This is a genomic window from Kitasatospora sp. YST-16 (assembly GCF_026802215.1).
Taxonomy (GTDB): Bacteria; Actinomycetota; Actinomycetes; order Streptomycetales; family Streptomycetaceae; genus Kitasatospora; species Kitasatospora cineracea.
In genome coordinates, this window is record NZ_CP113837.1 from 5,137,699 (window position 1) to 5,163,228 (window position 25,530).

Below are 25,530 nucleotides of genomic sequence, written 5' to 3' on the forward strand. Positions count from 1 at the left end.
CGACCCTTGTGTCCTTCTTTGGGCAAGATGGAGAGGCTTGTTCGAAATTCCGACACATCGACCGAGGGACAGGGATGCCGCAGCAGAGCCAGCAGTTCGCGCACGGACCGGCCGCCGCGGAGGAGAAGGCCGAGCGCAGACGGCTCGACCTGACGGCCGCTCAGGTGGCGGCGAGCGCCCTGGCGGCGGTGGCCGGCGCGGTACTCGCCTCGGAACTCGGAGTGTACGGAACGATACTCGGTGCGGCCGTCGTCTCGGTGGGGGCGACCGTCGGAAGCGCGCTCTTCCAGCACCTGTTCAAACGCACCGGGGAACAACTGCGCAACGCGGTGGAACGCGGTACCGAATCCGCCCCCGCGGTGCACCCCGCACCCGCCCCGCCGAACGGAATCAGCCAGGACTGGAACGCCCCCCGGCTGCTGCGCGCGAAACGCCGCTGGACGTGGAAGTCGTACGCGGCGGTCTCCGGGCTGGTGTTCGTGCTCGCCATGGTGCCGATCGTCGCGGTGGAACTCGCGGCCGGGAAGCCGATGCACGACATCACCACCGGGCAGGACGGCGGCGGCACCTCGTTCAACCCCTCGCGGCCGTCCGGCGACCGGCAGCCGCAGGCCCCCGCGGACACCCCGTCCGCCGGGCCGTCCGACCTGCCCTCCGGCCGCTCCTCCGCCACCCCTCGGCGACGCCGGGCGGTTCGGCCGGGCCGTCGGCGACCCCGTCGGGTGCGGCGTCCGGGTCGGCGTCCGCGCCGCCCTCGCCGAGCGCCGGGCCCTCCGGCGCGGCCCCGACCGACCGGACCGCGGCGCCGACCGCGGAACCGGCGGCGGGCGCGGGCGCGGGCAAGGGCGCGCAGGACGCGCTGCCCGGGACGGCCGCGCCGACCGGCACCGGCTGAGGCGGCGGAAGGTCAGGCGCCGAGCACCCGGCGCAGGTAGGCGTTGGCGAACCGGCGCTCCGGGTCGACCTTGTCGCGCAGCGCCGTGAAGTCGCCGAAGTGCGGGTAGACGGAGGCCAGGTACTCGGCGTCCCGGGTGTGCAGCTTGCCCCAGTGCGGGCGGCCCCGGTGGGCCGCCATCAGCTTCTCCACCTCGGTGAAGTAGGAGAGTTCGCGGGTGCCCCGGTACAGGTGGACGGCGATGTAGACGCTGTCCCGCCCGTTCGCGGTGGACAGCCACAGGTCGTCCGCCGGGGCCACCCGCACCTCCACCGGGAAGCTGATCCGCCAGTCGGAGCGCTCCACCAGCGCCCTCAGTTCGCGCAGCACCCCGGTGGCCGCTTCGCGCGGCACCGCGTACTCCATCTCGATGAAGCGCACCTTGCGCGGGCTGGTGTAGACCTTGTACGCCTGGTCGGTGAACCGGCGCTCGGACCAGGCCCGGCTGGCGATCTGGGCGATGGTCGGGATCGCCCCGGGGAAGGCGCGGCCCACCCGGCAGGCGCCCTCCCAGACCGTGTTGGAGACGAAGTCGTCGTCCAGCCACGCCTTGAACCTCGGCAGCGGCTCGGCCGGGCCCTGGCTGCGGTTGTTCCGCTTGGTCGAGCAGCGGTCGGTGTGCGGGAACCAGTAGAACTCGAAGTGCTCGTTCACCGCGGTCAGGTCGTCGAAGGAGTCCAGCACCTCGTCGAAGCCCATCGGCTTCTCGTGCGCGGAGAGCAGGAACATCGGCTCGACGGCGAAGGTCAGCGCGCTCACCACGCCCAGGGCGCCCAGGCCCAGCCGGGCGCCCTGGAACAGCTCGGCGTCCTCGGTCGCCGAGCAGGTCCGCACCGAGCCGTCGGCCAGGACGATCTCGACCTCCTCGATCTGCGCGGCGAGCGAGCCGGAGTCCCGGCCGGTGCCGTGGGTGCCGGTGCTGGTCGCGCCCGCGACCGTCTGCACCTCGATGTCGCCCATGTTCGTCAGCGAGAGGCCGGCCGCCGCGAGCAGGCGGTTCAGCCGGTGCAGCGGCAGGCCCGACTCGACGGTGACCGTCCCGGCTTCGCGGTCGAGCTTCCGGACGGCGGTCAGGCGGTCCGGGCGGACCAGCACCGCGTCCCCGGCGGCGGCTATCGCGGTGAACGAGTGCCCCGCCCCGACCGCCTTCACCGGCAGGCCGGCCTCCCCGGCCGCGACCACCGCCGCGGAGAGCTCCTCGACCGAGCCCGGCGCCACGACCTGCGCGGGCCGCGCGCTCTGGTTCCCCGCCCAGTTCCGCCAGACCTCGGTCATCTCCAGAGCCTCCCGCTCGCGCGTGTCCTACCTTCCGGTTCTACCGGTGGGTACGGGGAGCGTAGTCACCAGGATCGCGCAGGTCTACGGTTCGGGGCGGGGAGCTCCGGCCGGCTCAGGAGCGCACCGCCTCCGCCTCGGCCGGCTGCGCCGCGGCGAGCCGGCGGCGCAGCCGGGGCAGGCCGGTGTAGGCGGCGACCGCGGAGAGGGCGGCGGCGGCCACCGGCACCCAGTAGCCGTTGGCGCTGCCCCCGGCGTCGACGACGATGCCGGCCGCCGAGGAGCCGACGGCCACGCCGAGGGCCAGGCCGGTGGTGGTCCAGGTCATGCCCTCGGTGAGCTGCGCGGCCGGGACGAGCCGTTCCACCAGCGCCATCGAGGTGATCAGGGTGGGGGAGATGGCCAGGCCGGAGAGGAAGAGCGCGGCGCCGACCCCGACCAGCGCGGCGGTGCCGTGCAGCAGCTGGGCGGCGAGGATCAGCGGCGCCATCCCGGCGGCCATCACGCCGACGCCGACCAGGAAGCGGCGGTCCAGCGGGGCGGTGAACTTCAGCGCGCCGAAGACCGCCCCGGCCAGGCAGGAGCCGAGCGCGTACACGGCCAGCACGCCGCCGGACGCGGCCGGGTGCCCCTGGGCGCGGGCGAAGGCCACGGTGACCACCTCGACCGAGCCGAAGACGCCGCCGACCGCGGCCAGCGTCAGGATCAGGGTCTGGATGCCCTTGTCCCGGACGACCGGGCTGCCGCTGCGGTGCTCGACCGGGTGGGCCGGGGGCTCGGTGCGGCGCTGGGCGGTGAACAGCAGGACGCCGACCACCAGGAAGACCCCGGCCAGCAGCAGGCCGGACTCGGGGAAGAGCGAGGTGGCCAGGGTGGCGGCCAGGATCGGGCCGATGATGAAGCAGATCTCGTCCGCGACGGCCTCGAAGGAGTACGCGGTGTGCAGCTTGGGCGGCGCGTCCCGGTAGAGGTGGGCCCAGCGGGCGCGGACCATCGAGCCGGTGCTGGGCATGGTGCCCATGCCGGCCGCGAAGACGAACAGCGTCCAGTCCGGGAAGCCGTAGTGCGCGCCGAGCAGCAGCCCGGCGGCGGCCAGCACGGTGACGCCGGTGGCGGGGAGCGCGACCCGGCGCTGGCCGTGGCGGTCGACCAGGCGGGAGATGCGCGGGCCCAGGACCGCGGCGGAGACCGCGAGGACGGCGGAGAGCAGGCTGCCCAGCCAGTAGGAGTCCTTGATCCGGCCGAGCATGGTGACGATGCCGATCCCGGTCATGGAGATCGGCAGCCGGGCGACCAGCCCGGCGGAGGAGAAGGCCAGGGAACCGGGGGCGGCGAATATCTGGCGGTAGCTGGACAGCACGGGGGGTGGCTCCGTCGGGGGTCGGATCGGGGGCTGATGGGTGGGGGACGCAACCATCGGTAATGTGCGACCTTCGCCCGGACAGCTTACGAAGCGTGGGCGAACGTCCGCATCCGGGTTGTTCGCGGACAACCCGGACACCGCCCGGCCGCCGCCCGTGCACCGGCCGGTCCGTTCCGGGTGGCAGGATCGGAGCCATGTCCGACACGCGCACCCCCCGCCCCGCCGAACCCGCGCCGTACGACGCGCTGCTGCTGCTGTCCTTCGGGGGGCCGGAGGGCCCCGAGGACGTGGTGCCCTTCCTGGAGAACGTCACCCGGGGCCGCGGCATCCCCAAGGAGCGGCTGGCCGAGGTCGGCAAGCACTACTTCCTGTTCGGCGGCGTCAGCCCGATCAACGAGCAGAACCGCGAACTGCTGGCCGCGCTGCGCAAGGACTTCGCCGACCACGGCCTGGACCTGCCGGTGTACTGGGGCAACCGGAACTGGGCCCCGTACCTGGTCGACGCCCTGCGGGAGATCGCCGACGACGGGCACCGCCGGGTGCTGGTGCTCGCCACCAGCGCCTACGCCGGGTACTCGGGCTGCCGGCAGTACCGGGAGAACCTGGCCGACGCGCTGGCGCAACTGGCCGCCGAGGGCCGCCCCGAGCTGACGGTGGACAAGCTGCGGCACTTCTACAACCACCCCGGCTTCGTCGAGCCGATGACCGACGCCACCCTCGCCGCGCTCGCCGCACTCCCGGCCGGGGCCCGCGACGGCGCCCGGCTGGCGTTCACCACGCACTCGATCCCGACCGCGATGGCCGAGACCTCCGGCGCCCCCGACGACCCGGCCCGCGGCACCCCCGGCGGCGCCTACGTCGCCCAGCACCTGGACGTCGCCCGGCTGATCGCCGCCGCGGTCGCCGAGCGCACCGGCGTCGCCGACCGGCCCTGGCAGCTGGTCTACCAGAGCCGCTCCGGCGCCCCGCACACCCCGTGGCTGGAGCCCGACGTCTGCGACCACCTGGAGGCGCAGCACGCGGACGGCGCCGAGGCCGTGGTGATGGTGCCGATCGGCTTCGTCTCCGACCACATGGAGGTCAAGTACGACCTGGACACCGAGGCGGTGGCCAAGGCCGCCGAACTCGGCCTGCCGGTCGCCCGGGCCGCCACCGTCGGCGCCGACCCGCGGTTCGCCGCCGCCGTCCGGGACCTGGTGCTGGAGCGGGCCGCCGCACAGCGCGGCGAGCCGGTCACCCGGTGCGCGCTGGGCGCCCTCGGCCCCAGTCACGACCTGTGCGCCACCGCCTGCTGCCCCAACCCGCGGGCCCCCCGCCCCGCCGCCGCCCAAGAAGCCTGATCCCCGAGAAGACGAGGACCCCGTGACCGACGACCTGCTGCAGGAACTCCTCGCCACCGCCGTCGAGGCCGCCACCCGGGCCGGCGCCCTGCTGCGCGACGGCCGGCCCGCGGACCTCGGGGTGGCCGCCACCAAGAGCAGCCCGGTGGACGTGGTGACCGAGATGGACCTGGCCTCCGAGAAGCTGGTGCTGGAGCTGATCTCGGCCCGCCGCCCGGACGACGGCTACCTCGGCGAGGAGGGCGCCGACCACCCCGGCACCAGCGGGGTCCGCTGGGTGGTCGACCCGCTCGACGGCACCGTCAACTACCTGTACGGGCTGCCCTCCTGGGCGGTCAGCGTGGCCGCCGAACTGGACGGCGAGGCGGTGGTCGGCGTGGTCTTCGTGCCCGCCCGCGGCGAGCTGTTCCAGGCCGTGCGCGGCGGCGGCGCGACGCTGGACGGCCGCCCGCTCGCCGTCCGCCCGGCCCCGGCCTGGGGGCAGGCGCTGGTGGCGACCGGCTTCGGCTACCTGCGCGAGCGGCGGGTGCACCAGGCCGAGGTGCTGCACGCGCTGATGGGCGAGGTGCGCGACGTCCGTCGGGGCGGGGCGGCCGCCGTCGACCTGTGCGACCTGGCGGCCGGCCGGTTCGACGGCTACTACGAGCGCGGCCTGGCCCCCTGGGACCGCGCCGCCGGCCTGCTGATCGCCCGCGAGGCGGGCGCGCTCACCGGCTCCCGCCCCGGCCTGCCCGCCGACGGCGAGCTCACGGTCGCCGCCCCGCCCGGCCTGTTCGAACCGCTGCAGGCCCGGCTGGAGGCGCTCGGCGCCTGGCACGACTGATCCCCTCCGCGTCCGGCGTCCAGCGTCCGGCGTCCCGCGTCCCGCGGACAGCCGAGAGCCCCGGCCCGGGGAACCGGGCCGGGGCTCTCGCCGTACGGGAAGAATGAAGGGGAGCGGTCAGGCGGCGGAGCGGTGCGTGCCGAGGACCGGGTCCACTCCGTGTTCGGTGGCGAGGCGCTGGAGGTCCTCCAGCTCGGACTGCTCGACCTCGGCCAGGAACTCGTCCCCGGACTCGATCGCGCGGTGCAGATCCTGCTCGGCGTTCTTGATCCGCTGAAGGATTCCGGCGGTGAAGGCGTCCATACGGGCCCCCTTTGCTGTGTCGACGGGCGCGGCCCGAGCGACCCCCCGGCGCGGGAACCGGACAAACCCAGGACGGGCACCGTTGACCGGACGCAGGTTCCGGTCGGGCGCTCGGGCGGCTCGGCGGCCGCGACCCGGTGGCTTTCCGTCCCAGGCCGGTGCGGATGGGGCACTCGGCGGGTGGTGGTGGCCGTGACGCGCCACGGGACGGCATCACGGTGTGCACGTGTCCTCCCCACCCCTCGGCCGGGGAAACCTCCAACTCCTCGGAAAGTTGCCCGAGTCACAGTCCAAACGCGCCCGCACCGCTCCGTTTTCGCGGACGGCGCACCGGACTTACGACTGCTTTACCGCGCGACCAGGCAGGATGGAGGCACCGTCGGATCCGTCTGTCCGGATCCGCGCCCGGCGCACCACGGCCCGCACGGGCAGGCACGGCCAGGGCCGCTCCAGCAGAAGGGACAACCACCGTGCGGGTACTCGTCGTCGAGGACGAGCAGCTGCTCGCCGAGGCCGTCGCCACCGGCCTGCGCCGGGAGGCCATGGCGGTCGACGTCGTCTACGACGGGGAGGCCGCGCTGCAGCGGATCGCCGTGAACGACTACGACGTGGTGGTGCTCGACCGGGACCTCCCGCTGGTCCACGGCGACGACGTCTGCCGCCGGGTGGTCGAACAGGGCCTGGCCACCCGGGTGATCATGCTCACCGCCTCCGGCGACATCAGCGACCGGGTCGAGGGCCTGGAGATCGGCGCCGACGACTACCTCCCCAAGCCGTTCGCCTTCAGCGAACTCGTCGCCCGGGTAAGGGCGCTGGGCCGCCGCGCCACCGTCCCGCTGCCCCCCGTGCTGGAGCGCGCCGGGATCAGCCTCGACCCCGGCCGCCGCGAGGTCATCCGGGACGGCAAGCCCGTCCAGCTCGCGCCCAAGGAGTTCGCCGTCCTGGAGGTCCTGATGCGGGCCGGCGGCGCGGTGGTCTCCGCCGAGCAGCTGCTGGAGAAGGCCTGGGACGAGCACACCGACCCGTTCACCAACGTGGTCCGGGTCACCGTGATGACCCTGCGCCGCAAGCTCGGGGACCCGCCGGTGATCGTCACCGTGCCCGGCTCCGGCTACCGGGTGTGACCCGCACCCCCGAACCGCCCACCGTCTGAGAGGACCTCCGGCCATGACCACCCCGCCACTCCCCGGCGGGGCCCCCGGCACGCCCGCCCCGGGCCCGCACCAGGTGCCCCCACGACCGGCGCACCCCCCGGGCCGCCCCGACCGCGACCGCGCCGACGACACGTACCACCCCGGGGACGGCCTGTTCGCCTGGCTGTCCCTGCGCCCCACCATCCGGATCCGGCTCACCCTGCTGTACGGCGGGATGTTCCTGATGGCCGGCGTGGTGCTGCTGCTGTTGATGTACTACTTCGTCCGCTCCGCCTTCGACCAGGCCCAGCTGCCGCACCTCACCCTCGGCCCCCGGGTCTCGGTCACCCTCAACGGCCAGGAGATCACCGACCAGGCCACCCTGGACCGGGTGATGAGCGGCATCCAGGAGGCCAACAGCAGCCAGGCGCTGTCCACCCTGCTGCGCCGCGCCCTGACCGCGCTGGTCTTCCTGGCCGTGATCGCCTTCGCGGTCGGCTACGCGATGGCCGGCCGGGTGCTCCACCCGCTCGGCCGGATCACCCGCACCGCCCGCGAGGTGGCCGGCAGCGACCTGCACCGCCGGATCGACCTGGACGGCCCGGACGACGAGCTCAAGGAGCTCGCCGACACCTTCGACGAGATGCTGGAGCGGCTCGACCGCGCCTTCGACTCGCAGCGCCGCTTCGTCGCCAACGCCTCGCACGAGCTGCGCACCCCGCTGGCGATCAACCGCACCCTGCTGGAGGTCCAGCTGGCCGACCCGGAGGCCTCGCCCGACCTGCAGCAACTCGGCAAGACCCTGCTGGCCACCAACGAACGCAGCGAGCAGCTGGTCGAGGGCCTGCTGCTGCTGGCCCGCAGCGAGAACGAGCTCACCGAGCGCCGCCCGGTCGACCTCGCCGAGGTCGCCCAGCGCGCCATGGAGCAGACCCGGGCCGAGGCCGCCAACCGCGAGGTCGAACTGCGCGCCCAGCTGGCGCCCGCCCCCGCGCACGGCAACGGCGTGCTGCTGGAGCGGATCGCGCTCAACCTGCTGCAGAACGGCGCCCGCTACAACAGCCCCGGCGGCTGGGTGGAGATCGCCACCTCGCCCGTCCGCGGCGGGGGCGGCGAGCTGGTGGTCAGCAACACCGGCCCGGTCGTGCCCGGCTACGAGCTGGAGCACATCTTCGAGCCGTTCCGGCGGCTCAAGAGCACCGACCGCACCCGCAGCGACAAGGGCGTCGGGCTCGGCCTGTCCATCGTCCGCTCGGTGGTGCGCGCCCACGGAGGCACCATCGAGGTCACTGCCCGCCCCGGAGGCGGCCTGCGGATCCAGGTCCGCATCCCTTAGCCGTCCGGGCGCCCCCGGGGCCGCACCGGCCCCCTCGGGCGCTCCGGCCCGCGGCGCTCCTCCAGCCGCCCCCGCCCAGCCGTGTCGGAACGACATAAGCGCTGGACAGGGGCGGCTTGTCATTTGCGGCCGCGACAACTTACGGTGTCGTAACCTACGCAGCCGTAGGTCAGCCCGTCCCACTCGCAGGAGCAACGCCGTGACCATCGCCCCCGTGCAGCGAACCGCCACGACCGCCTGGACCGACGCCAGGCTGATCCTCGCGCTCGAGGAGGTCGTGGAGACCGAGCTCAACCGCCACCTCAAGGTGGCCAAGGAGTGGATGCCGCACGAGTTCGTGCCGTGGAGCCAGGGGCGGGACTTCGACGGCGTGCTCGGGGGCGAGGCGTGGTCGCTGGAGCAGTCCAAGGTCACCCCGCTGGGCCGGATCTCGCTGGTGGTCAACCTGCTCACCGAGGACAACCTCCCGAGCTACCACCACGAGATCGCCACCATGTTCGGCCGCGAGGGCGCCTGGGGCGCCTGGGTGCACCGCTGGACCGCCGAGGAGGGCCGGCACGGGATAGCGATCCGCGACTACCTGCTGGCCACCCGCGCCGTCGACCCGGTCGAGCTGGAGCGGGCCCGGATGGCGCACATGTCCGAGGGCTTCGAGTCCGACAACGCGCACAGCATGCTGCAGTCCGTCGCCTACGTCGCCTTCCAGGAGCTGGCCACCCGGATCGCCCACCGCAACACCGGCCACCACTCCGGCGACCCGCTCTGCGACCAGCTGCTGGCCAAGATCGCCAACGACGAGAACCTGCACATGGTCTTCTACCGGAACCTGCTCAAGGCCGCCCTGGAGCTCGCCCCCGACCAGGCCATGCGCGCCGTCGCCGACGTGGTGATCAACTTCCGGATGCCCGGCCACGGCATGCCCGGCTTCGAGCGCTCGGCCGCCCAGATCGCCATCGGCGGCATCTACAACCTGCGGATCCACCACGACGACGTGCTGCAGCCCGTGCTGCGCCACCTGAAGGTCATGGAGGTCTCCGGCCTCGGCCCGGTCGGCCAGCACGCCCAGGACGAGCTGGGGGCCTTCCTGGCCGGTCTGGACGCCCAGGCGACCCGCTTCGACGAGCGCCAGGCCGCCCTGCTGGCTCGCCGCGCCGCCGCGGCCGCCGCCCGGGCCTGATCCGCCACCGCCCCGGGCCGGCCCTCCACGGGCCGGCCCTCCGCGAGTCGCCCAGCGGTCCTCCGGCGACTCTCCGGCCGGACCTGGACGCACCGGTCGGTATGCGGACAAACCGGTCGCGCGCACTCCGGACGAAAGGCCCGCTTTGGCGGCAAACGCCCGCTGTCGCGCCCAATGTGACGAACCTCACACCTGTCCGGAAGGCGTACCCGGATCCCTCGATGGTGTGATCACTCGTTCGGGTGGGCCGGTCGCACTGGGTAGTCGCCCGATCCGGCCGATGGCGCCCCGCCCGGACGCCAAGAACCTTTCGCCGCCGCCGAGTTGCCGCCCCCGGTGCTCCCGGATGATCACCGACCGTGATGATCGGAAAGTTCCGGTCCGAACCGCTTCACCCGTACGGTGGACGGTGTTCGGACCTCGTTCGATCACCCCAACGGGCCCCTGTCCGGATGTCGATTGAGTAACGGGGCTTGAAGTAAGGCACAATCTCGGCCTCGGGTCGGGCACAAGACCGGCCCCCCAGGCGTTACGTGCGCTGGAGATACCCGCACACACCCAAAGGGGGAGAGCGAAAACTATGGCAACGGACTACGACACCCCACGCAAGACCGATGACGACCTCAACGAGGACAGCATCGAGGAACTCAAGGCCCGCCGGAACGAGAAGGCGTCCAGCTCGGTCGACGTCGACGAGTACGACGCCAACGAGGGGCTGGAGCTTCCGGGCGCCGACCTCTCGAACGAGGAGCTCTCGGTCCGAGTGCTTCCCCGACAGGCCGACGAGTTCACCTGCATGAGCTGCTTCCTGGTGCACCACCGGAGCCAGCTCTACAGCGAGAAGAACGGCCAGCCGATCTGCCGGGACTGCGGCGCCTGAAAACGGAGCGGCACTGGCCCGGGCGGGCGAGACCCCTCCGCCGGCCCGGTACGCCGCCCCGTCCGGCCCTGAGCAGCAGGGCCGGAGGCAGTAGCAGCGACCGTCCCGAGCGGTCGCACCCGGCAGAGCGCGAGCCGCGCTCCTGCCCCCGCAGGGCTCGCAGACAGACCGAAAGGGACGGCCCCACCCCCGGGTGGGACCGTCCCTTTCGCCTGCCGGCGCCGCGCGGCGCCGTACGTTTCACCGGCGCCCTCAGCGCCGTACGTCTTGCCGGCGCCCTCAGCGCTCCCGCGCCGCACCCCGCTCGGCGCCCCGCCCCGCCGCCCCGGCCAGCGCGTCCGCCAGCTTCTGCGGCGACCGGGTCGACAGGTACAGGTACGGGGTCGGGTCCGCCGGGTCGGTCACCTCGACCTTCAACGCCGTCGGCACGTAGCTGCGCAGCAGCATGAACGCCCGCGGATCGGCCTTCACCGACCGCCAGGCCACCGCCTCCTTCGGGTTCAGCACCTCGGCCGCACCCAGCGCGCTCACCGGGACCCGGGCCTGCCCGGCCACCAGCGACCCCTGCACCACCCGGATCCGCGCCGACCCGTAACTGCTCAGCGCCGCGGCCCCCGCGACCACCCCCACCACCAGCCCGACCAGCGCGGCCACGCCGCTGAACCGGAGCAGGATCAGCGCGAGCGACAGCCCGAGCGCCACGGACAGCAGCCACCAGGACCGCGGGACGGTGAGACGTTCCTCGTACATGCCCCCATTGTGGGCGCTCCGCACACCGCGCCGACCCCCCGGGGCCCCGTCGGCGCGCCTGTCCCGGAAACCTACCGACAGGTAGGGTCGGCGCCGTGAACGGACCCACCACCCCCACCACCCCGCCCGCGGACGCCGCCCTCCCCGAGCGCTCCCCGCTGGCCCCCGCACCCGGCACCCTCATCGGCTCCCACTACGACGAGTGCTTCGGCTGCGGCCCGCACCACCCCCAGGGCCTCCAGCTCACCGCCGTCGCCGGCCAACACCTCGACGTCACCGCGCAGTTCACCGTCAAACCGGCCCACCAGGGCGGCCCCGGCCTGGCCCACGGCGGCGTCCTGGTCAGCGCCATGGACGAGACCCTCGGCACGCTCAACTGGCTGCTCGGCGCCCCTGCCGTCACCGGCCGCCTGGAGACCGACTTCGTCCGCCCCGTCCCCGTCGACTCGGTGCTGCACATCCACGCCCGGGTGACCGGCGTGCACGGCCGCAAGGTCTACAGCGCCGCCGAGGGCCGGATCGGCGCCCCCGACGGGCCGGTCGCCATCCGGGCACAGGCACTCTTCATCCAGGTGAAGCTGGAACACTTCACCACGCACGGTCGTCCGGAGGACGTGCAGAAGATCCTGGACGACCCCGACCAGATCAAGCGCGCCCGAGCCTTCGAGGTGAACCCGTGACCGACCCCGTCCGCCCGCCCGTCGACATCCTGATCCGCCGGCTCGACCCGGAGATCCCGCTCCCCGCCTACGAGCACCCCGGCGACGCCGGAGCCGACCTGCGCACCACCGTCGACGCCGAACTCGCCCCCGGCGAACGGGCGCTGCTCCCCACCGGCATCTCCATCGCGCTACCGGACGGTTACGCGGCGTTCGTGCACCCGCGCTCCGGCCTCGCGGTCCGTTGCGGAGTTGCACTGGTGAACGCCCCGGGGACGGTCGATGCCGGGTACCGTGGTGAGATCAAGGTGATCGTCGTCAACCTGGACCCCAAGGAGCCCGTCCGCTTCAAGCGCGGCGACCGGATCGCCCAGCTGGTCATCCAGCAGGTCGAGAAGGCCCGCTTCCACGAGGTGGGTGAACTCCCGGGTTCGGTCCGTGCCGAAGGCGGGTTCGGCTCGACCGGCGGCCACGCCGCGGTCTAGCATGCGCCGCGGTCTCGGTTCCACCGAGCGAAGCACGACGAGCGGGTGGAAGCGGTGCGATCGGCGATTGCAGCGGTTTTCGGCCGGTCCGATGGGTAGCAGGTAGCAGATATTCGCGTTCGGTCTTGGATTCGGTCTTGGACCGGGAAGGACAGTGACCGTGTTCCGTCGTCGCAAGAGCGAGGACGCTGTCGAGCAGCTCGCCGAGGACGCCATCAGCGCCGACGAGACGGCCGATGACGTCGAGGGTTCCGTCGAGAGCGAGAACGACACCGAACCGGACCCGGCCGACCGGGTCGGCCTCCCGCCGGCCCCGCGCCCGGACGGGCCGTGGGACGTCTCCGAGTTGGAGAAGCCCGAAGAGGGCCGGGTCGACCTCGGGGGCCTGCTGATCCCCGGCGTCGAGGGCATGGAGCTGCGGGTCGAGGTCGCCGGTGACGCGATCGTCGCCGCCACCCTCGTCCTGGGCAACAGCGCCGTCCAGCTCCAGGCGTTCGCCGCCCCCAAGTCGGAGGGCATCTGGGGCGAGGTCCGCGAGGAGATCGCCACCGGCATCACCGGCCAGGGCGGCGCCGTCGAGGAAGAGGAGGGCCCGCTCGGCTGGCACCTCCGCGCCCAGGTCCCCGTCCAACTCCCGGACGGCACCCAGGGCGTCCAGCTGGTCCGCTTCGTCGGCTGCGACGGCCCCCGCTGGTTCCTCCGCGGCGTGATCTCCGGCCAGGCGGCCGTCCAGCCCGAGATGGCCGGCATCCTCGAAGAGGTCTTCCGCCAGACCGTCGTGGTCCGCGGCGAGGCCCCGATGGCCCCCCGCGACCCGATCGTCCTCAAGCTCCCCGAGGACGCCCAGATGGTCGCGGACGGCGCCGCCGCCCCCGCCGAGCCCGAGTCCCCGTACGCCGGCGGCTCGATCGACCCCTTCTCGCGCGGCCCCGAGATCACCGAGGTCCACTGACCTCCGGCCTTTCCGGACGCCCCGCGTCCCCTTCCGCCCCCGTGCCACCCGGCCCGGGGGCGGATTTGCTTTGCGGCCGCCGCTCCCCGTACAGTTCCGGAGTCGCGCCGAGAGGGGCGAACGAAAGCGAGTTCGAGGAAACACCGGTGAAACGGTGGCGAAAACCTCTGATAAGCTGGGAACACGAAAGAACGAAGCGCCCGGAGATACGGTCGGAAGGCCGGTCGAAGGAAGTGTCCGTTCCTTGAGAACTCAACAGCGTGCCAAAAGTCAACGCCAGATATGTTGACATCCCCGGCCTCGACACTTGTCGGGGTTGGAGATTCCTTTTGAAGTAAAACACTAGCGAGGACGCAGTGCGCGGGGCCGCCTTATTCCGGTGGTTGCCGTGCCGCTCCCCGTGGAGACATTCACGGAGAGTTTGATCCTGGCTCAGGACGAACGCTGGCGGCGTGCTTAACACATGCAAGTCGAACGGTGAAGCCCTTCGGGGTGGATCAGTGGCGAACGGGTGAGTAACACGTGGGGAATCTGCCCTGAACTCTGGGACAAGCCTTGGAAACGAGGTCTAATACCGGATACGACCGTCTCCCGCATGGGGGTCGGTGGAAAGCTCCGGCGGTTCAGGATGATCCCGCGGCCTATCAGCTTGTTGGTGGGGTAACGGCCCACCAAGGCGACGACGGGTAGCCGGCCTGAGAGGGCGACCGGCCACACTGGGACTGAGACACGGCCCAGACTCCTACGGGAGGCAGCAGTGGGGAATATTGCACAATGGGCGAAAGCCTGATGCAGCGACGCCGCGTGAGGGATGACGGCCTTCGGGTTGTAAACCTCTTTCAGCAGGGAAGAAGCGCAAGTGACGGTACCTGCAGAAGAAGCACCGGCTAACTACGTGCCAGCAGCCGCGGTAATACGTAGGGTGCGAGCGTTGTCCGGAATTATTGGGCGTAAAGAGCTCGTAGGCGGCCTGTCGCGTCGGATGTGAAAGCCCGGGGCTCAACCCCGGGTCTGCATTCGATACGGGCAGGCTGGAGTGTGGTAGGGGAGATCGGAATTCCTGGTGTAGCGGTGAAATGCGCAGATATCAGGAGGAACACCGGTGGCGAAGGCGGATCTCTGGGCCATTACTGACGCTGAGGAGCGAAAGCGTGGGGAGCGAACAGGATTAGATACCCTGGTAGTCCACGCCGTAAACGTTGGGAACTAGGTGTTGGCGACATTCCACGTCGTCGGTGCCGCAGCTAACGCATTAAGTTCCCCGCCTGGGGAGTACGGCCGCAAGGCTAAAACTCAAAGGAATTGACGGGGGCCCGCACAAGCAGCGGAGCATGTGGCTTAATTCGACGCAACGCGAAGAACCTTACCAAGGCTTGACATACACCGGAAACGTCCAGAGATGGGCGCCCCCTTGTGGTCGGTGTACAGGTGGTGCATGGTTGTCGTCAGCTCGTGTCGTGAGATGTTGGGTTAAGTCCCGCAACGAGCGCAACCCTTGTTCTGTGTTGCCAGCGAGTAATGTCGGGGACTCACAGGAGACTGCCGGGGTCAACTCGGAGGAAGGTGGGGACGACGTCAAATCATCATGCCCCTTATGTCTTGGGCTGCACACGTGCTACAATGGCCGGTACAAAGGGCTGCGATGCCGCGAGGCGGAGCGAATCCCAAAAAGCCGGTCTCAGTTCGGATTGGGGTCTGCAACTCGACCCCATGAAGTTGGAGTTGCTAGTAATCGCAGATCAGCATGCTGCGGTGAATACGTTCCCGGGCCTTGTACACACCGCCCGTCACGTCACGAAAGTCGGTAACACCCGAAGCCGGTGGCCTAACCCGTCAGGGGAGGAGCCGTCGAAGGTGGGACCAGCGATTGGGACGAAGTCGTAACAAGGTAGCCGTACCGGAAGGTGCGGCTGGATCACCTCCTTTCTAAGGAGCACACGGCAGCTTCGGGCGAACGTCCCGGAGTGCTAGCTCATGGGTGGAACGTTGACTATTCGGCACAGGAAGCGAACAGGTCGCCAGTACTGCCCCTTCGGGGCGTGGAACGCGGTTCTCTGGGAGTGACTGTGCCGGGCACGTTGTTGGGTCCTGAGGGAACGAGTGATCGTTTTCTCGCGGATGCCGGCCTCATGCCGGGCGCCCTGTAACAGGGTGTCGGGTTTGGGTGTCTGGTCGTTGTTTGAGAACTGCACAGTGGACGCGAGCATCTGTGGCCAAGTTTTTAAGGGCGCACGGTGGATGCCTTGGCACCAGGAACCGATGAAGGACGTGGGAGGCCGCGATAGGCCCCGGGGAGCTGTCAACCGAGCTTTGATCCGGGGGTGTCCGAATGGGGAAACCCGGCAGTCGTCATGGGCTGTCACCCGCTGCTGAACACATAGGCAGTGTGGAGGGAACGCGGGGAAGTGAAACATCTCAGTACCCGCAGGAAGAGAAAACAACCGTGATTCCGGGAGTAGTGGCGAGCGAAACCGGATGAGGCCAAACCGTTGTGGTGTGAGACCCGGCAGGGGTTGCCGCGGCGGGGTTGTGGGAGTGGGCTTGATCGGTCTGCCGGCCGGTCGGCGAGTCAGAAACCGTTGGTGTAGTCGAAGGACATGCGAAAGGTCCGGCGTAGAGGGTAAGACCCCCGTAGACGAAACATCAGCGGCTTGCTTGCTCATTTCCCAAGTAGCACGGGGCCCGAGAAATCCCGTGTGAATCTGGCGGGACCACCCGCTAAGCCTAAATATTCCCTGGTGACCGATAGCGGATAGTACCGTGAGGGAATGGTGAAAAGTACCGCGGGAGCGGAGTGAAATAGTACCTGAAACCGTGTGCCTACAAGCCGTGGGGGCAGCCTTCGGGCTGTGACTGCGTGCCTTTTGAAGAATGAGCCTGCGAGTTTGCGGTGTGTAGCGAGGTTAACCCGTGTGGGGTAGCCGTAGCGAAAGCGAGTCCGAATAGGGCGCCCAGAGTTGCATGCCCAAGACCCGAAGCGGAGTGATCTAGCCATGGGCAGGTTGAAGCGCGGGTAAGACCGTGTGGAGGACCGAACCCACCAGGGTTGAAAACCTGGGGGATGACCTGTGGTTAGGGGTGAAAGGCCAATCAAACTCCGTGATAGCTGGTTCTCCCCGAAATGCATTTAGGTGCAGCGTCGCGTGTTTCTTGCCGGAGGTAGAGCACTGGATAGGCGATGGGCCTTACCGGGTTACTGACCTTAGCCAAACTCCGAATGCCGGTAAGTGAGAGCGCGGCAGTGAGACTGTGGGGGATAAGCTCCATGGTCGAGAGGGAAACAGCCCAGAACACCGACTAAGGTCCCTAAGCGTGTGCTAAGTGGGAAAGGATGTGGAGTCGCAGAGACAACCAGGAGGTTGGCTTAGAAGCAGCCACCCTTGAAAGAGTGCGTAATAGCTCACTGGTCAAGTGATTCCGCGCCGACAATGTAGCGGGGCTCAAGCACACCACCGAAGTCGTGTCATTGCAGCAATACTCCCAACGGAGGCTGTGATGGGTAGGGGAGCGTCGTGTGCCGGGTGAAGCAGCCGAGGAATCGAGTTGTGGACGGTTCACGAGTGAGAATGCAGGCATGAGTAGCGATACAAGAGTGGGAAACTCTTGCGCCGATTGACCAAGGGTTCCTGGGTCAAGCTGATCTGCCCAGGGTAAGTCGGGACCTAAGGCGAGGCCGACAGGCGTAGTCGATGGACAACGGGTTGATATTCCCGTACCCGCTTTGAAGCGCCAACGTCGAACCTCTTGATGCTAAGCCCGTGAAGCCGCCCGGAGTCTTCGGACAATGGGACGTGGTGGAGCCGGTGACCCAACGGGGTAGTAGGTGAGCGATGGGGTGACGCAGGAAGGTAGTCCAGCCCGGGCGGTGGTAGTCCCGGGGTAAGGGTGTAGGACGTTGCGTAGGCAAATCCGCGCAACACAAGTCTGAGACCTGATGCCGAGCCGATTGTGGTGAAGTGGATGATCCTATGCTGTCGAGAAAAGCCTCTAGCGAGTTTCATGGCGGCCCGTACCCCAAACCGACTCAGGTGGTCAGGTAGAGAATACCGAGGCGTTCGGGTGAACTGTGGTTAAGGAACTCGGCAAAATGCCCCCGTAACTTCGGGAGAAGGGGGGCCATTGCTGGTGACGGGACTTGCTCCCTGAGCTGGTGGTGGCCGCAGAGACCAGCGAGAAGCGACTGTTTACTAAAAACACAGGTCCGTGCGAAGCCGTAAGGCGATGTATACGGACTGACGCCTGCCCGGTGCTGGAACGTTAAGGGGACCGGTTAGTCCGATTTCGGTCGGGCGAAGCTGAGAACTTAAGCGCCAGTAAACGGCGGTGGTAACTATAACCATCCTAAGGTAGCGAAATTCCTTGTCGGGTAAGTTCCGACCTGCACGAATGGCGTAACGACTTCTCGACTGTCTCAACCACAGGCCCGGTGAAATTGCATTACGAGTAAAGATGCTCGTTTCGCGCAGCAGGACGGAAAGACCCCGGGACCTTTACTATAGCTTGATATTGGTGTTCGGTTCGGCTTGTGTAGGATAGGTGGGAGACTGTGAAGCGGCAACGCCAGTTGTCGTGGAGTCGTCGTTGAAATACCACTCTGGTCGTGCTGGATGTCTAACCTGGGTCCGTGATCCGGATCAGGGACAGTGTCTGGTGGGTAGTTTAACTGGGGCGGTTGCCTCCTAAAGGGTAACGGAGGCGCCCAAAGGTTCCCTCAGCCTGGTTGGCAATCAGGTGTTGAGTGTAAGTGCACAAGGGAGCTTGACTGTGAGACTGACGGGTCGAGCAGGTACGAAAGTAGGGACTAGTGATCCGGCGGTGGCTTGTGGAAGCGCCGTCGCTCAACGGATAAAAGGTACCCCGGGGATAACAGGCTGATCTTCCCCAAGAGTCCATATCGACGGGATGGTTTGGCACCTCGATGTCGGCTCGTCGCATCCTGGGGCTGGAGTAGGTCCCAAGGGTTGGGCTGTTCGCCCATTAAAGCGGTACGCGAGCTGGGTTTAGAACGTCGTGAGACAGTTCGGTCCCTATCCGCTGTGCGCGTAGGAGTGTTGAGAAGGGCTGTCCCTAGTACGAGAGGACCGGGACGGACGAACCTCTGGTGTGCCAGTTGTCCTGCCAAGGGCATGGCTGGTTGGCTACGTTCGGGAGGGATAACCGCTGAAAGCATCTAAGCGGGAAGCCTGCTTCGAGATGAGCACTCCCACCTCCTTTGAGAGGGTAAGGCTCCCAGTAGACGACTGGGTTGATAGGCCGGATATGGAAGCCCTGTGAGGGGTGGAGTTGACCGGTACTAATAGGCCGAGGGCTTGTCCTCAGTTGCTCGCGTCCACTGTGTTGTTCTGAAACAACGACCCCCGCACACGCGGGCGGTACACAGTTTCATAGTGTTTCGGTGGTCATAGCGTGAGGGAAACGCCCGGTTACATTCCGAACCCGGAAGCTAAGCCTCACAGCGCCGATGGTACTGCAGGGGGGACCCTGTGGGAGAGTAGGACGCCGCCGAACAATCATTGTGGGAAAGCCCCCTGACGGGAAGTCAGGGGGCTTTTTCGCGTTCCCGGAGAGGCGGCCGGCCGGGAGGTGGGTGGTCGAACGAGTCCGGTCCGTGATCGTGGGGCGGTTGTTTGACCGGGGGGTAGGCGGCAGACTGCCCGTCATCAGGATTGGTCCAGACCACCGGATGGCGACGGAAGGGCTGCGGGGGAGACATGGGAACGGCGGGGCGGGGATCGCCCGTTGGCGTGCGGCGGGCCGGGCAGCACGGGGTCGTGCTGGGGGCTGCGGCGGTGACGGTGTTGTTGGCCGTGGCGGTGTTGGCGGCGCTGACGGCGTTGACGGGGAGTTCGGTGACGGAGGGGATGCGGCAGCGGTTGGCGGGGGATCCGCGGCTGTCGCTCTCGGTGTCGGGGCGGTACGCGGACGGGGCGGACGAGAAGGCGGACGCCCAGGTGCGGGCGGCGTTGCGGCGGGCGTTGCCGGGGACGACGGCGCAGGTGGAGGAGGTGCTGCACACGTCGATCCCGTTGACGTTGCCGACGTCGGGGGCGGGAGCGGGAGCGGGGGCGTCGACGGGGTTGTCGGTGACGCCGTTGGCGGTGGCGGATCCGCAGCGGTTCGCGGAGTTGACGCAGGGGGCCTGGCCGGCCGGGGTGGGGCAGGTGGCGCTGTCGGAGTCGGTGGCGCGGCAGGTGGGGGTCTCGGCGGGCGGGACGGTGCCGTTGGTGCGGGCGAGCGGGGTGCTGCCGGTGACGGTCAGCGGGGTGTACCGGCAGGTGCCGGGGTCGGAGCCGCTGTGGCGGGCGTGGGCGGTGTCGTCCTCGTTGAAGGGGGCGGAGGGGGTGGCGCTGGCTTCGCGCGAGTTGTTGCGGGCGAATCCGGCGCTGCGTGGTGAGTTGGACGTGCAGTGGACGGCGTTGCCGGATCCGGGGCGGTGGCGGGTCGACGGGTTGGCGGCGTTGCGGAGCCGGGTGGAGCGGCTGACCGGCGGGGACGCGGCCAAGGCGGTGTTCCGCGGGGCGGAGCCGTCGGTGGGCGCGCTGCGGGCGTTCAGTGATCTTCCGGTGGCGTTGGACGAGTTGCGGTCGCCGATGATGGTGGCGCGGTCGGGGATGTTGGTGCCGGTGACGATGCTGGGTGTGCTGTCGGCGGTGACGATGGTGCTGACGGCGCGTCAACTGGCGGATTTCCGGCGGGCCGAGCTGCTGTTGCAGTTGGCGCGCGGGTCGGGTCGGGCCCGGTTGGTGGGGGCGGCCGCGGTGGAGTGGGCGCTGTGCACGGTGCCGGCGGCGGTGCTGGGGGTGTGGGCGGCGGGGCCGCTGTTGCGGGTGTTGGAGTGGTTGGGGCTGCCGGTGGAGGGTGCGGCGGCTGCGGCGGCCGGTGGGGCGTCGTGGGCGGTGGCGGGGACGGCGTTGGTGCTGCACGGGTGTGCGGCGCTGCTGCCGGTGGTGTGGACGGCGGACGGCGGCGAGCGGGAGGCGCCGCCGCGCAGTGCCCGGCGGGCGGTGGCGCAGCGGGCGGGGGCGGATCTGGTGCTGGCCGCGGTGGCGGTGCTGGCGTACCTGCAACTGCGGCAGTACCAGGGGTTGTTGAGTCCGGCGTCGAGTGCGGTCGGGTTCGATCCGGTGCTGGTGGCGGCGCCGGTGGTGATGACGGTGGCGGCGGCGTTGCTGCTGTTGCGGTTGTTGCCGCCGTTGGGGCGGGCGTTGGAGGCGTTGGCGCGGCGCGGGCGGGGGCTGGTGGCTCCGTTGAGCGGGTGGCAGGTGAGCCGGGGGCGTGCGGGGCAGGGTGCTCCGGTGCTGTTGATGGCGTTGGCGTTGGCGGTGGGGGCGTTGACCACCACGGTGATCGCGGGCGAGGCGCCGAGTGATCGGGACCGGGCGGCGTTCGCGGTGGGGGCGGATCTGCGGGTGACGGGGGGCGAGTTGCCGTCGGGGGCGCGGTACGGGGCGTTGGCGGGGCTGCCGGGGGTGGCAGCGGTGACGCCGTTGGTGTCGGAGCAGGGTGAGGTGCGGGGGTCGCGGGCCACGGTGCTGGGGGTGGACACGGCGGCGGTGCGGCCGGTGGCGACGTCGGAGCGGATGGCGTCGGGGGCGTGGGTGCATGCGGTGCCGGCGGTCCGTTCGGATCTCGAACGGGGTTCGCTGGAAGGGCAGTTGGGTCAGTTGGGGGCGGCGGTGCCGGTGCACGGGATGGTGCTGGAGGGCCGGCCGTCGGCGGTGGAGGTACAGGTGTCGGTGGCGTCGGTGGAGCGGACCGGTCCGGTGTGGCTGCAGGTCCAGGTGGAGGACGCGAGCGGGTTGGTGTCGACGGCCTGGGCCCGGTTGACGCCGGACGGGGTGTCGCGGGCGGTGTCGCTGCCGTTGGGGTCGGGGGCGTTGCACTACCCGGTGCAGGTGACGGGGTTGTCGTTGCGGAGCACGCCGGTGCGGGATTTCCGGCGGCCGACGCTGACGCTGGCGGTGTCGGGGATCACGGGGGCGGCGCTGCCGGAGGGGGTGCGGTGGACGGACGTCACCCGGGGGGTGGCCGGGGCCACGGGGCTGGGGTGTCCGGGGCGTTCGGACGCGGGGCAGTCGTCGAAGGTGCTGAGGGCGGGGGTGTGCGAGGTGTCGCAGCCGGCGGGCGGGTTGTTGTCGGCGGTGGTGCGCGGTGTCGATCCGGGTATCGGGGTGCCGGACGGGCCCGAGGCGGAGTCGTTCGTGCTGAGTTCGGGTGCGGACACGGTGTCGTTCGCGCTGTTGCCGCCGGGTGGGGTGCAGAAGGCGGCGGGCAAGGGCGGGGTGGTGCCGGCGGTGGTGAACGCGGCGTTCCTGCGGGAGACCGGGTACGGGGTGGGCCAGGAGGTCCGGGTGATGTCGGGGGAGGAGGACCGGTTCGGGTTGCGGATCGTCGGGGAGCTGGCGGACCTGCCGGGTGGTGCGGGCCGGGACGAGCCGCAGGCGCTGGTGGACGTGCGGGCGCTGTCGGCGGCCCGGGCGGTGCTGGGGCTGGGGCCGGTGGCGGACGAGGCGTGGCTGTTGGCGGCGGCGTCGAAGGACGGTGCGGTGCGGGCGGAGCGCGCGGTGGCGGCGGATCCCCGGTTGGGGCGGGTGGAGAGTGCCCGGGCGGCTGCGGCGGCGCTGGCCGGTGACCCGTTCCGGAGCGGGCGGCGCAGTGCGCTGGTGCTGTCGCTGGTGTTGTCGCCGGTGTTCGCGGTGGCCGGGTTCACGGTGCACGCGGTGGGGTCGGCGCGGTCCAGGCGGCGGGAGTTCGCGGTGCTGCGGGCGCTGGGGGTGCGGCGGCGGCAGTTGGCCGGGGTGCTGCGGTTGGAGCAGTCGGTGGTGGTGGGGTTCGCGGTGCTGCTGGGCGGGGTGCTGGGCATCGTGCTGGCGGCGGTGGTGCTGCCGTTGATCATGGTCGACGGCGGGGGGCGGGCGGTGTTCCCGTCCCTGGAGTTGACGGTGGGTTGGGGATGGACGGCGGCGGTGGTGCTGGCGACCGGCCTGGGGGCCGGTTCGGTGGTGCTGGTGCTGTCGCGGATGTTGGCGCGGGTCGATCTGGCGCGTGAGCTTCGGGCGGGGGAGAGCGGATGACCGGGTTGGGCGGATGGCGGCCGGGCGGTTTCGGCGGCTGGCGGGCGGCGGTGCGGGAGGCCCGGACGGGCTGGCCGGTGTCGGCCGTGCTGGCGGTGCTGGCGGCGGTGCTGACGGTCGCGGCGCTGCTGTGGCCGCCGGTGTTCGACCGGTTGGCGACCAGGGAGTTGGCGCGCCGGTTGGACGCGGCGCAGGTGGGCGGGCCGCTGCTGGTGTCGCGGGCGTCGCTGAACGCGCCGGTGGACGGGCGGGGCGGGCCGTTGCCGCCGCAGTTCGGGACGCTGGACACCGATCTGGTCAAGGTCGGCGAGAAGATGCGGCAGGGTGCGTCCGGGGAGTTGGCGGGGGCGCTGGTCCGGGTGTCGGGGTGGGTGCAGGCCGACGGCATGGAGCTGTCGGGCGACGGGGTGCCCGAGCCGCACGGCAACGCCGGGGTGATGTCGCTGGTGTACGCGCAGGACGCGGCGAGCCGGGTGCGCTGGGTGGCCGGGCGGGCGCCGGGGCTGCCGGCCGATCCGGAGCGGGCGCCGATCGAACTGGGCCTGTCCGCGGCGTCGTTGGAGCAGTTCGGGCTGAAGGTCGGCCAGCGGGTGCAGCTGTCCGGGGACGCCCGGTTCACCGGGGCGGTGGTGGTCGGCGAGTTCGAGCCGCTGGAGGGTTCGGACGACCTGTGGCGGGAGCTGCCGCTGCTGAACTCGCCGATGGACACGCAGGTGCAGGCGAGCCAGTACGTCCGGTACGGGCAGGCGATGGTGTCCCCGGCGGGGCTGGAGGCGATGGAGTCGCGCGGGGCGCGGACGCTGGACGCGGCCTGGGTGTTCTGGGCGGCGGAGCAGCCCTGGGGGACGGGCGGTACGTCGGCCGGGGCGCGGGAACTGTCCCGGCAGGCGCGGGAGTTCGGGAACACGGCGGCGGTCGCGGTGTGCGGCGGGCTGATCTCGGACCGGTTCCCCTGCCCGGTCGGGACGCGGACGGTGGCGCCGCCGCGGCTGACCCAGCAGCTGTCGGTGCTGGTGGACGCGTTCGTGGCGCAGCGGGCCCGGACGGTGGCGCTGCAGTCGTTCGCGCTGGCGGGGCTGCTGGCGATCGGGGTGTCCACGGCGGTGGCCGCGGCCCGGCTGGGGGCGCGGCGCAGGGAGGCGGCGCTGGCGCTGCAGCGGGCGCGGGGTGCGGGTGAGCCCGCACTGGCCGCCGTTCGGCTGCTGGAGGCCGTTCCGGCGGCCCTGGTGGGCCTGCTGGCGGGTTGGGCGGTGTCGGTGCGGTGGGCCGACGGGCGTCCGTTGGGGGCGTGGTGGCCGGCGGTGACGGCGGTGGTGCTGGTGGCGTGCGCGCCGGCGGTGGCGGTGTGGTGGCAGGGCCGGGCGGTGCGCCGGGCGGGCCGGGAGCCGGTGCGCCGGCGGGGTCTGCGGCGGGCGCTGGGCCTGTCCGCGCGGCTGGTGGCGGAGGGGGCGGTACTGGTGCTGGCCGGGGCGGGGGTGCTGCAGTTGCGGTTGCGCGGAGCGGCGCCGGCGGGGGCCGAGACGGATCCTCAACTGGCTCTGGTGCCGGTGGTGTTGGGCCTGGCGGCGGTGGTCGTGGTGCTGCGGGTGTACCCGGTGCCGCTGCGGTTGGTGTCGCGGTGGGCGCGGCGCCGGCGGGGTGCGGTGGCGCTGGTGGGGCTGGCGCAGGCCGGGCGGCGGTCGGGGGCGGCGGCGACGGCGCTGCTGGTGCTGGTGCCGGCGTTGGCCTGCGCGGTGTTCGGCGCGCTGGTGTCGGGCACCGTCCGGGAGGGCCGGGTGGCGGCCGCGCAGTGGCGTACGGGCGGTGACGCGGTGGTCCTGGGTCCGGCGCAACGTCCGCTGCCGGTGGAGGAGTTGGGCCGGGTGCCGGGGGTGGCGGGGGTGCTGCAGGTGCGCGGCGGGCTGGCCTCGTTGACCTCGGACGACGACGGGACGGCGGTGAAGGGCGTCGGCCTGGCCGGGGTGGACCCGGCGGCGCTGGCCCGGTACGAGCCGGGGTCGGCGCTGGCGGCGGCGCTGGCGGCGTCCCCGGAGCTGGCCGAGCCGCTCGGCGAGGGCGCGGAACTCCCGGCGCTGGCCGACCCGGTGACGGCGGCCCGGTTCCCGGACGGCTCGTTCGACGCGGACGCGGGGGCGAGCCGGTTCCGGGTGCGGATCGTCGGCGTGCTGCCGGACGGCGCGGCCGCGGACCGGGCGATCGGCCCGGTGGTCGGGGACGTCGGGACCGCGGGCGGGCTGTTGGTGTTCGGCGGGCCGGGGGCGGAGCGGCTGCCGCGGCAGAACGGGCAGCGCACCGCGGCGGTGCTGTTCGCCGACCCGGGGCGGCCGGGGTCGGCGGCGGGCGCGGCGCGGATCGACGCGGCCCGGCTGCGGGCGGTGGTCGCCGGGTCGGCGGCGGCCGCGGGTGCGGGGGCGGCGGGGCCGCGGGCGGTGCGGTGGGCCGTGGCGCGGCGGTCGAGATCCGGCTGCTGGACGGGCAGTTGAGGGATTCGGCGGGGGACGGGCTGGTGTCCGCGCTGGAGACGGCGTTCCGGGCGTCGGCGGCGATCGGGCTGCTGCTGGGGCTGGTCGCGGTGGTGCTGGAGCTGCTGCTGAGTTCGGCGGAGCGCGGCCGGATGCTGGCCCACCTGCGGACGCTGGGGCTCGGCGGGCGGGCCGCGGCGGGCGTCCGGCTCGTCCAGTTGCTGCCGGTGATGGCGGCGGCGGTGGTCGGCGGCACGCTGCTCGGCCTGGCGCTGCCGTGGCTGCTCGGTCCGGCCCTCGAACTGCGGGCCTTCACGGCCGGTCCGGGCGCGCCGCCCTTCGCCCCGGACTGGGCGGGCGTCGCGCTGGCGGCGGTCGGGCTGCTGGTGCTGGTGCCGTGCGCGGCGGCACTGGAAGGGGTGACGGGCCGGCGGCGGGTCCCGCAGGTCCTCCGACTGGGCGAGGGCGCGCAGTAGCGGGGCGGCGGCCTGGTGGTGCGACGGGGGCGCGCGCGGGCGGCGCGCGGCCCCGTCGTGCTCGGCCGCGCAGCCCCGGCGGGGCGACCGGCCGGGGCCGGGTGTCGG

General features: G+C 71.2%; 20 protein-coding genes and 3 rRNA genes. 16 read left to right on the forward strand and 7 right to left on the reverse strand.

The annotated features are described in order from the left end of the window. The first annotated feature begins 74 nt into the window (after nt 1-74). On the forward strand, nt 75-935 hold the full coding sequence (locus OU787_RS23375) for a hypothetical protein (RefSeq protein ID WP_268660450.1): 861 nt from the start codon (nt 75-77) through the stop codon (nt 933-935). On the opposite strand, the gene OU787_RS23380 is transcribed toward OU787_RS23375, so the two are convergent. Then, nucleotides 908-2,209 carry a D-arabinono-1,4-lactone oxidase gene (locus OU787_RS23380; RefSeq protein WP_030458046.1) on the reverse strand — a complete coding sequence of 434 codons (1,302 nt, stop codon included), beginning with the start codon at nt 2,207-2,209 and terminating at the stop codon, nt 908-910. The two genes, OU787_RS23375 and OU787_RS23380, sit on opposite strands and share 28 nt — an antisense overlap. A 115-nt stretch (nt 2,210-2,324) precedes the next feature. Then, the gene (locus tag OU787_RS23385; RefSeq protein ID WP_268660451.1) at nt 2,325-3,569 is read right to left on the reverse strand and encodes an MFS transporter; all 1,245 of its coding nucleotides are present in this window, start codon (nt 3,567-3,569) and stop codon (nt 2,325-2,327) included. Between the two features lie 197 nt (nt 3,570-3,766). Between OU787_RS23385 and OU787_RS23390 the strand changes: the two genes are divergently transcribed. Next, nucleotides 3,767-4,912: a ferrochelatase gene (locus tag OU787_RS23390; protein WP_268660452.1), complete on the forward strand. Its 1,146-nt coding sequence runs from the start codon at nt 3,767-3,769 to the stop codon at nt 4,910-4,912. A gap of 22 nt (nt 4,913-4,934) precedes the next feature. Continuing rightward, nucleotides 4,935-5,735 carry an inositol monophosphatase family protein gene (locus tag OU787_RS23395; protein WP_268660453.1) on the forward strand — a complete coding sequence of 267 codons (801 nt, stop codon included), beginning with the start codon at nt 4,935-4,937 and terminating at the stop codon, nt 5,733-5,735. 117 nt (nt 5,736-5,852) lie between these two features. Here OU787_RS23395 and OU787_RS23400 read toward each other — a convergent pair whose 3' ends face one another. Beyond that, complete coding sequence (locus tag OU787_RS23400) at nt 5,853-6,038, reverse strand: hypothetical protein (protein ID WP_030458050.1); 186 nt, start codon at nt 6,036-6,038, stop codon at nt 5,853-5,855. A 470-nt stretch (nt 6,039-6,508) separates the two neighbouring features. On the opposite strand from OU787_RS23400, the gene OU787_RS23405 reads away from it, so the two are divergent. The 4 genes from OU787_RS23405 (at nt 6,509) to OU787_RS23420 (ending at nt 10,564) form a co-directional block, all read left to right on the forward strand. Then, nucleotides 6,509-7,162: a response regulator transcription factor gene (locus OU787_RS23405; RefSeq protein WP_030458051.1), complete on the forward strand. Its 654-nt coding sequence runs from the start codon at nt 6,509-6,511 to the stop codon at nt 7,160-7,162. Nucleotides 7,163-7,205: 43 nt separating this feature from the next. Beyond that, nucleotides 7,206-8,507: a sensor histidine kinase gene (locus OU787_RS23410; protein WP_030458052.1), complete on the forward strand. Its 1,302-nt coding sequence runs from the start codon at nt 7,206-7,208 to the stop codon at nt 8,505-8,507. Between the two features lie 199 nt (nt 8,508-8,706). Continuing rightward, a complete protein-coding gene (locus OU787_RS23415; protein ID WP_268660454.1) occupies nt 8,707-9,684 on the forward strand; it encodes an acyl-ACP desaturase in 978 nt (325 codons plus the stop codon). A 580-nt stretch (nt 9,685-10,264) separates the two neighbouring features. Next, nucleotides 10,265-10,564 carry a DUF4193 domain-containing protein gene (locus OU787_RS23420; RefSeq protein WP_014138508.1) on the forward strand — a complete coding sequence of 100 codons (300 nt, stop codon included), beginning with the start codon at nt 10,265-10,267 and terminating at the stop codon, nt 10,562-10,564. A gap of 279 nt (nt 10,565-10,843) precedes the next feature. On the opposite strand, the gene OU787_RS23425 is transcribed toward OU787_RS23420, so the two are convergent. Continuing rightward, on the reverse strand, nt 10,844-11,314 hold the full coding sequence (locus OU787_RS23425; RefSeq protein WP_030458054.1) for a DUF3093 domain-containing protein: 471 nt from the start codon (nt 11,312-11,314) through the stop codon (nt 10,844-10,846). A 95-nt stretch (nt 11,315-11,409) separates the two neighbouring features. Between OU787_RS23425 and OU787_RS23430 the strand changes: the two genes are divergently transcribed. The 6 genes from OU787_RS23430 (at nt 11,410) to rrf (ending at nt 18,918) form a co-directional block, all read left to right on the forward strand. After that, nucleotides 11,410-11,994 (forward strand): PaaI family thioesterase, encoded by a 585-nt coding sequence (locus OU787_RS23430; RefSeq protein WP_030458055.1) that lies wholly within the window; start codon nt 11,410-11,412, stop codon nt 11,992-11,994. Next, nucleotides 11,991-12,458 (forward strand): dUTP diphosphatase, encoded by a 468-nt coding sequence (dut, locus tag OU787_RS23435; RefSeq protein WP_030458056.1) that lies wholly within the window; start codon nt 11,991-11,993, stop codon nt 12,456-12,458. Before OU787_RS23430 ends, dut begins: the two co-directional genes overlap by 4 nt. Nucleotides 12,459-12,618: 160 nt before the next feature. Further along, nucleotides 12,619-13,410 (forward strand): DUF3710 domain-containing protein, encoded by a 792-nt coding sequence (locus tag OU787_RS23440; RefSeq protein ID WP_030458057.1) that lies wholly within the window; start codon nt 12,619-12,621, stop codon nt 13,408-13,410. A 409-nt stretch (nt 13,411-13,819) separates the two neighbouring features. Then, nucleotides 13,820-15,336: ribosomal RNA gene (locus OU787_RS23445) — 16S ribosomal RNA — on the forward strand. A 285-nt stretch (nt 15,337-15,621) separates the two neighbouring features. Continuing rightward, nucleotides 15,622-18,727, forward strand: a 23S ribosomal RNA gene (locus tag OU787_RS23450). Nucleotides 18,728-18,801: 74 nt separating this feature from the next. Further along, nucleotides 18,802-18,918 (forward strand): 5S ribosomal RNA (gene rrf, locus OU787_RS23455). Together the 16S, 23S and 5S rRNA genes form the textbook arrangement of a ribosomal RNA operon. Before the next feature lie 31 nt (nt 18,919-18,949). Here rrf and OU787_RS23460 read toward each other — a convergent pair. The 3 genes from OU787_RS23460 to OU787_RS23470 all read right to left on the reverse strand — a co-directional run bounded on the left by OU787_RS23460 (nt 18,950) and on the right by OU787_RS23470 (nt 21,634). Further along, nucleotides 18,950-19,912 carry a hypothetical protein gene (locus OU787_RS23460; protein WP_268660455.1) on the reverse strand — a complete coding sequence of 321 codons (963 nt, stop codon included), beginning with the start codon at nt 19,910-19,912 and terminating at the stop codon, nt 18,950-18,952. A 171-nt stretch (nt 19,913-20,083) separates the two neighbouring features. Then, nucleotides 20,084-20,956, reverse strand: a complete 873-nt coding sequence (locus tag OU787_RS23465) for a hypothetical protein (RefSeq protein ID WP_268660456.1) — start codon at nt 20,954-20,956, stop codon at nt 20,084-20,086. A 336-nt stretch (nt 20,957-21,292) separates the two neighbouring features. Further along, the gene (locus tag OU787_RS23470) at nt 21,293-21,634 is read right to left on the reverse strand and encodes a hypothetical protein (protein WP_157852524.1); all 342 of its coding nucleotides are present in this window, start codon (nt 21,632-21,634) and stop codon (nt 21,293-21,295) included. Between OU787_RS23470 and OU787_RS23475 the strand changes: the two genes are divergently transcribed. The 3 genes from OU787_RS23475 to OU787_RS23485 are packed head-to-tail and all read left to right on the forward strand — an operon-like array spanning nt 21,612 to nt 25,422. Further along, complete coding sequence (locus tag OU787_RS23475) at nt 21,612-22,484, forward strand: ABC transporter permease (RefSeq protein WP_157852525.1); 873 nt, start codon at nt 21,612-21,614, stop codon at nt 22,482-22,484. The genes OU787_RS23470 and OU787_RS23475 overlap by 23 nt on opposite strands. Next, on the forward strand, nt 22,481-24,967 hold the full coding sequence (locus OU787_RS23480; RefSeq protein ID WP_268660457.1) for a hypothetical protein: 2,487 nt from the start codon (nt 22,481-22,483) through the stop codon (nt 24,965-24,967). The genes OU787_RS23475 and OU787_RS23480 overlap by 4 nt, the downstream gene beginning before the upstream one ends. Beyond that, nucleotides 24,919-25,422, forward strand: a complete 504-nt coding sequence (locus OU787_RS23485; protein WP_268660458.1) for an FtsX-like permease family protein — start codon at nt 24,919-24,921, stop codon at nt 25,420-25,422. Before OU787_RS23480 ends, OU787_RS23485 begins: the two co-directional genes overlap by 49 nt. Nucleotides 25,423-25,530: the final 108 nt, after the last annotated feature.

Excerpts from the sequence above, each read along its gene's own strand:
- OU787_RS23375 (WP_268660450.1), top strand. The coding sequence starts at position 75 with ATGCCGCAGCAGAGCCAGCAGTTCGCGCACGGACCGGCCGCCGCGGAG.
- OU787_RS23425 (WP_030458054.1), bottom strand. The coding sequence starts at position 11,314 with ATGTACGAGGAACGTCTCACCGTCCCGCGGTCCTGGTGGCTGCTGTCC.
- OU787_RS23480 (WP_268660457.1), top strand. The coding sequence starts at position 22,481 with ATGACCGGGTTGGGCGGATGGCGGCCGGGCGGTTTCGGCGGCTGGCGG.
- OU787_RS23390 (WP_268660452.1), top strand. The coding sequence starts at position 3,767 with ATGTCCGACACGCGCACCCCCCGCCCCGCCGAACCCGCGCCGTACGAC.
- OU787_RS23400 (WP_030458050.1), bottom strand. The coding sequence starts at position 6,038 with ATGGACGCCTTCACCGCCGGAATCCTTCAGCGGATCAAGAACGCCGAG.
- OU787_RS23420 (WP_014138508.1), top strand. The coding sequence starts at position 10,265 with ATGGCAACGGACTACGACACCCCACGCAAGACCGATGACGACCTCAAC.
- OU787_RS23410 (WP_030458052.1), top strand. The coding sequence starts at position 7,206 with ATGACCACCCCGCCACTCCCCGGCGGGGCCCCCGGCACGCCCGCCCCG.
- OU787_RS23380 (WP_030458046.1), bottom strand. The coding sequence starts at position 2,209 with ATGACCGAGGTCTGGCGGAACTGGGCGGGGAACCAGAGCGCGCGGCCC.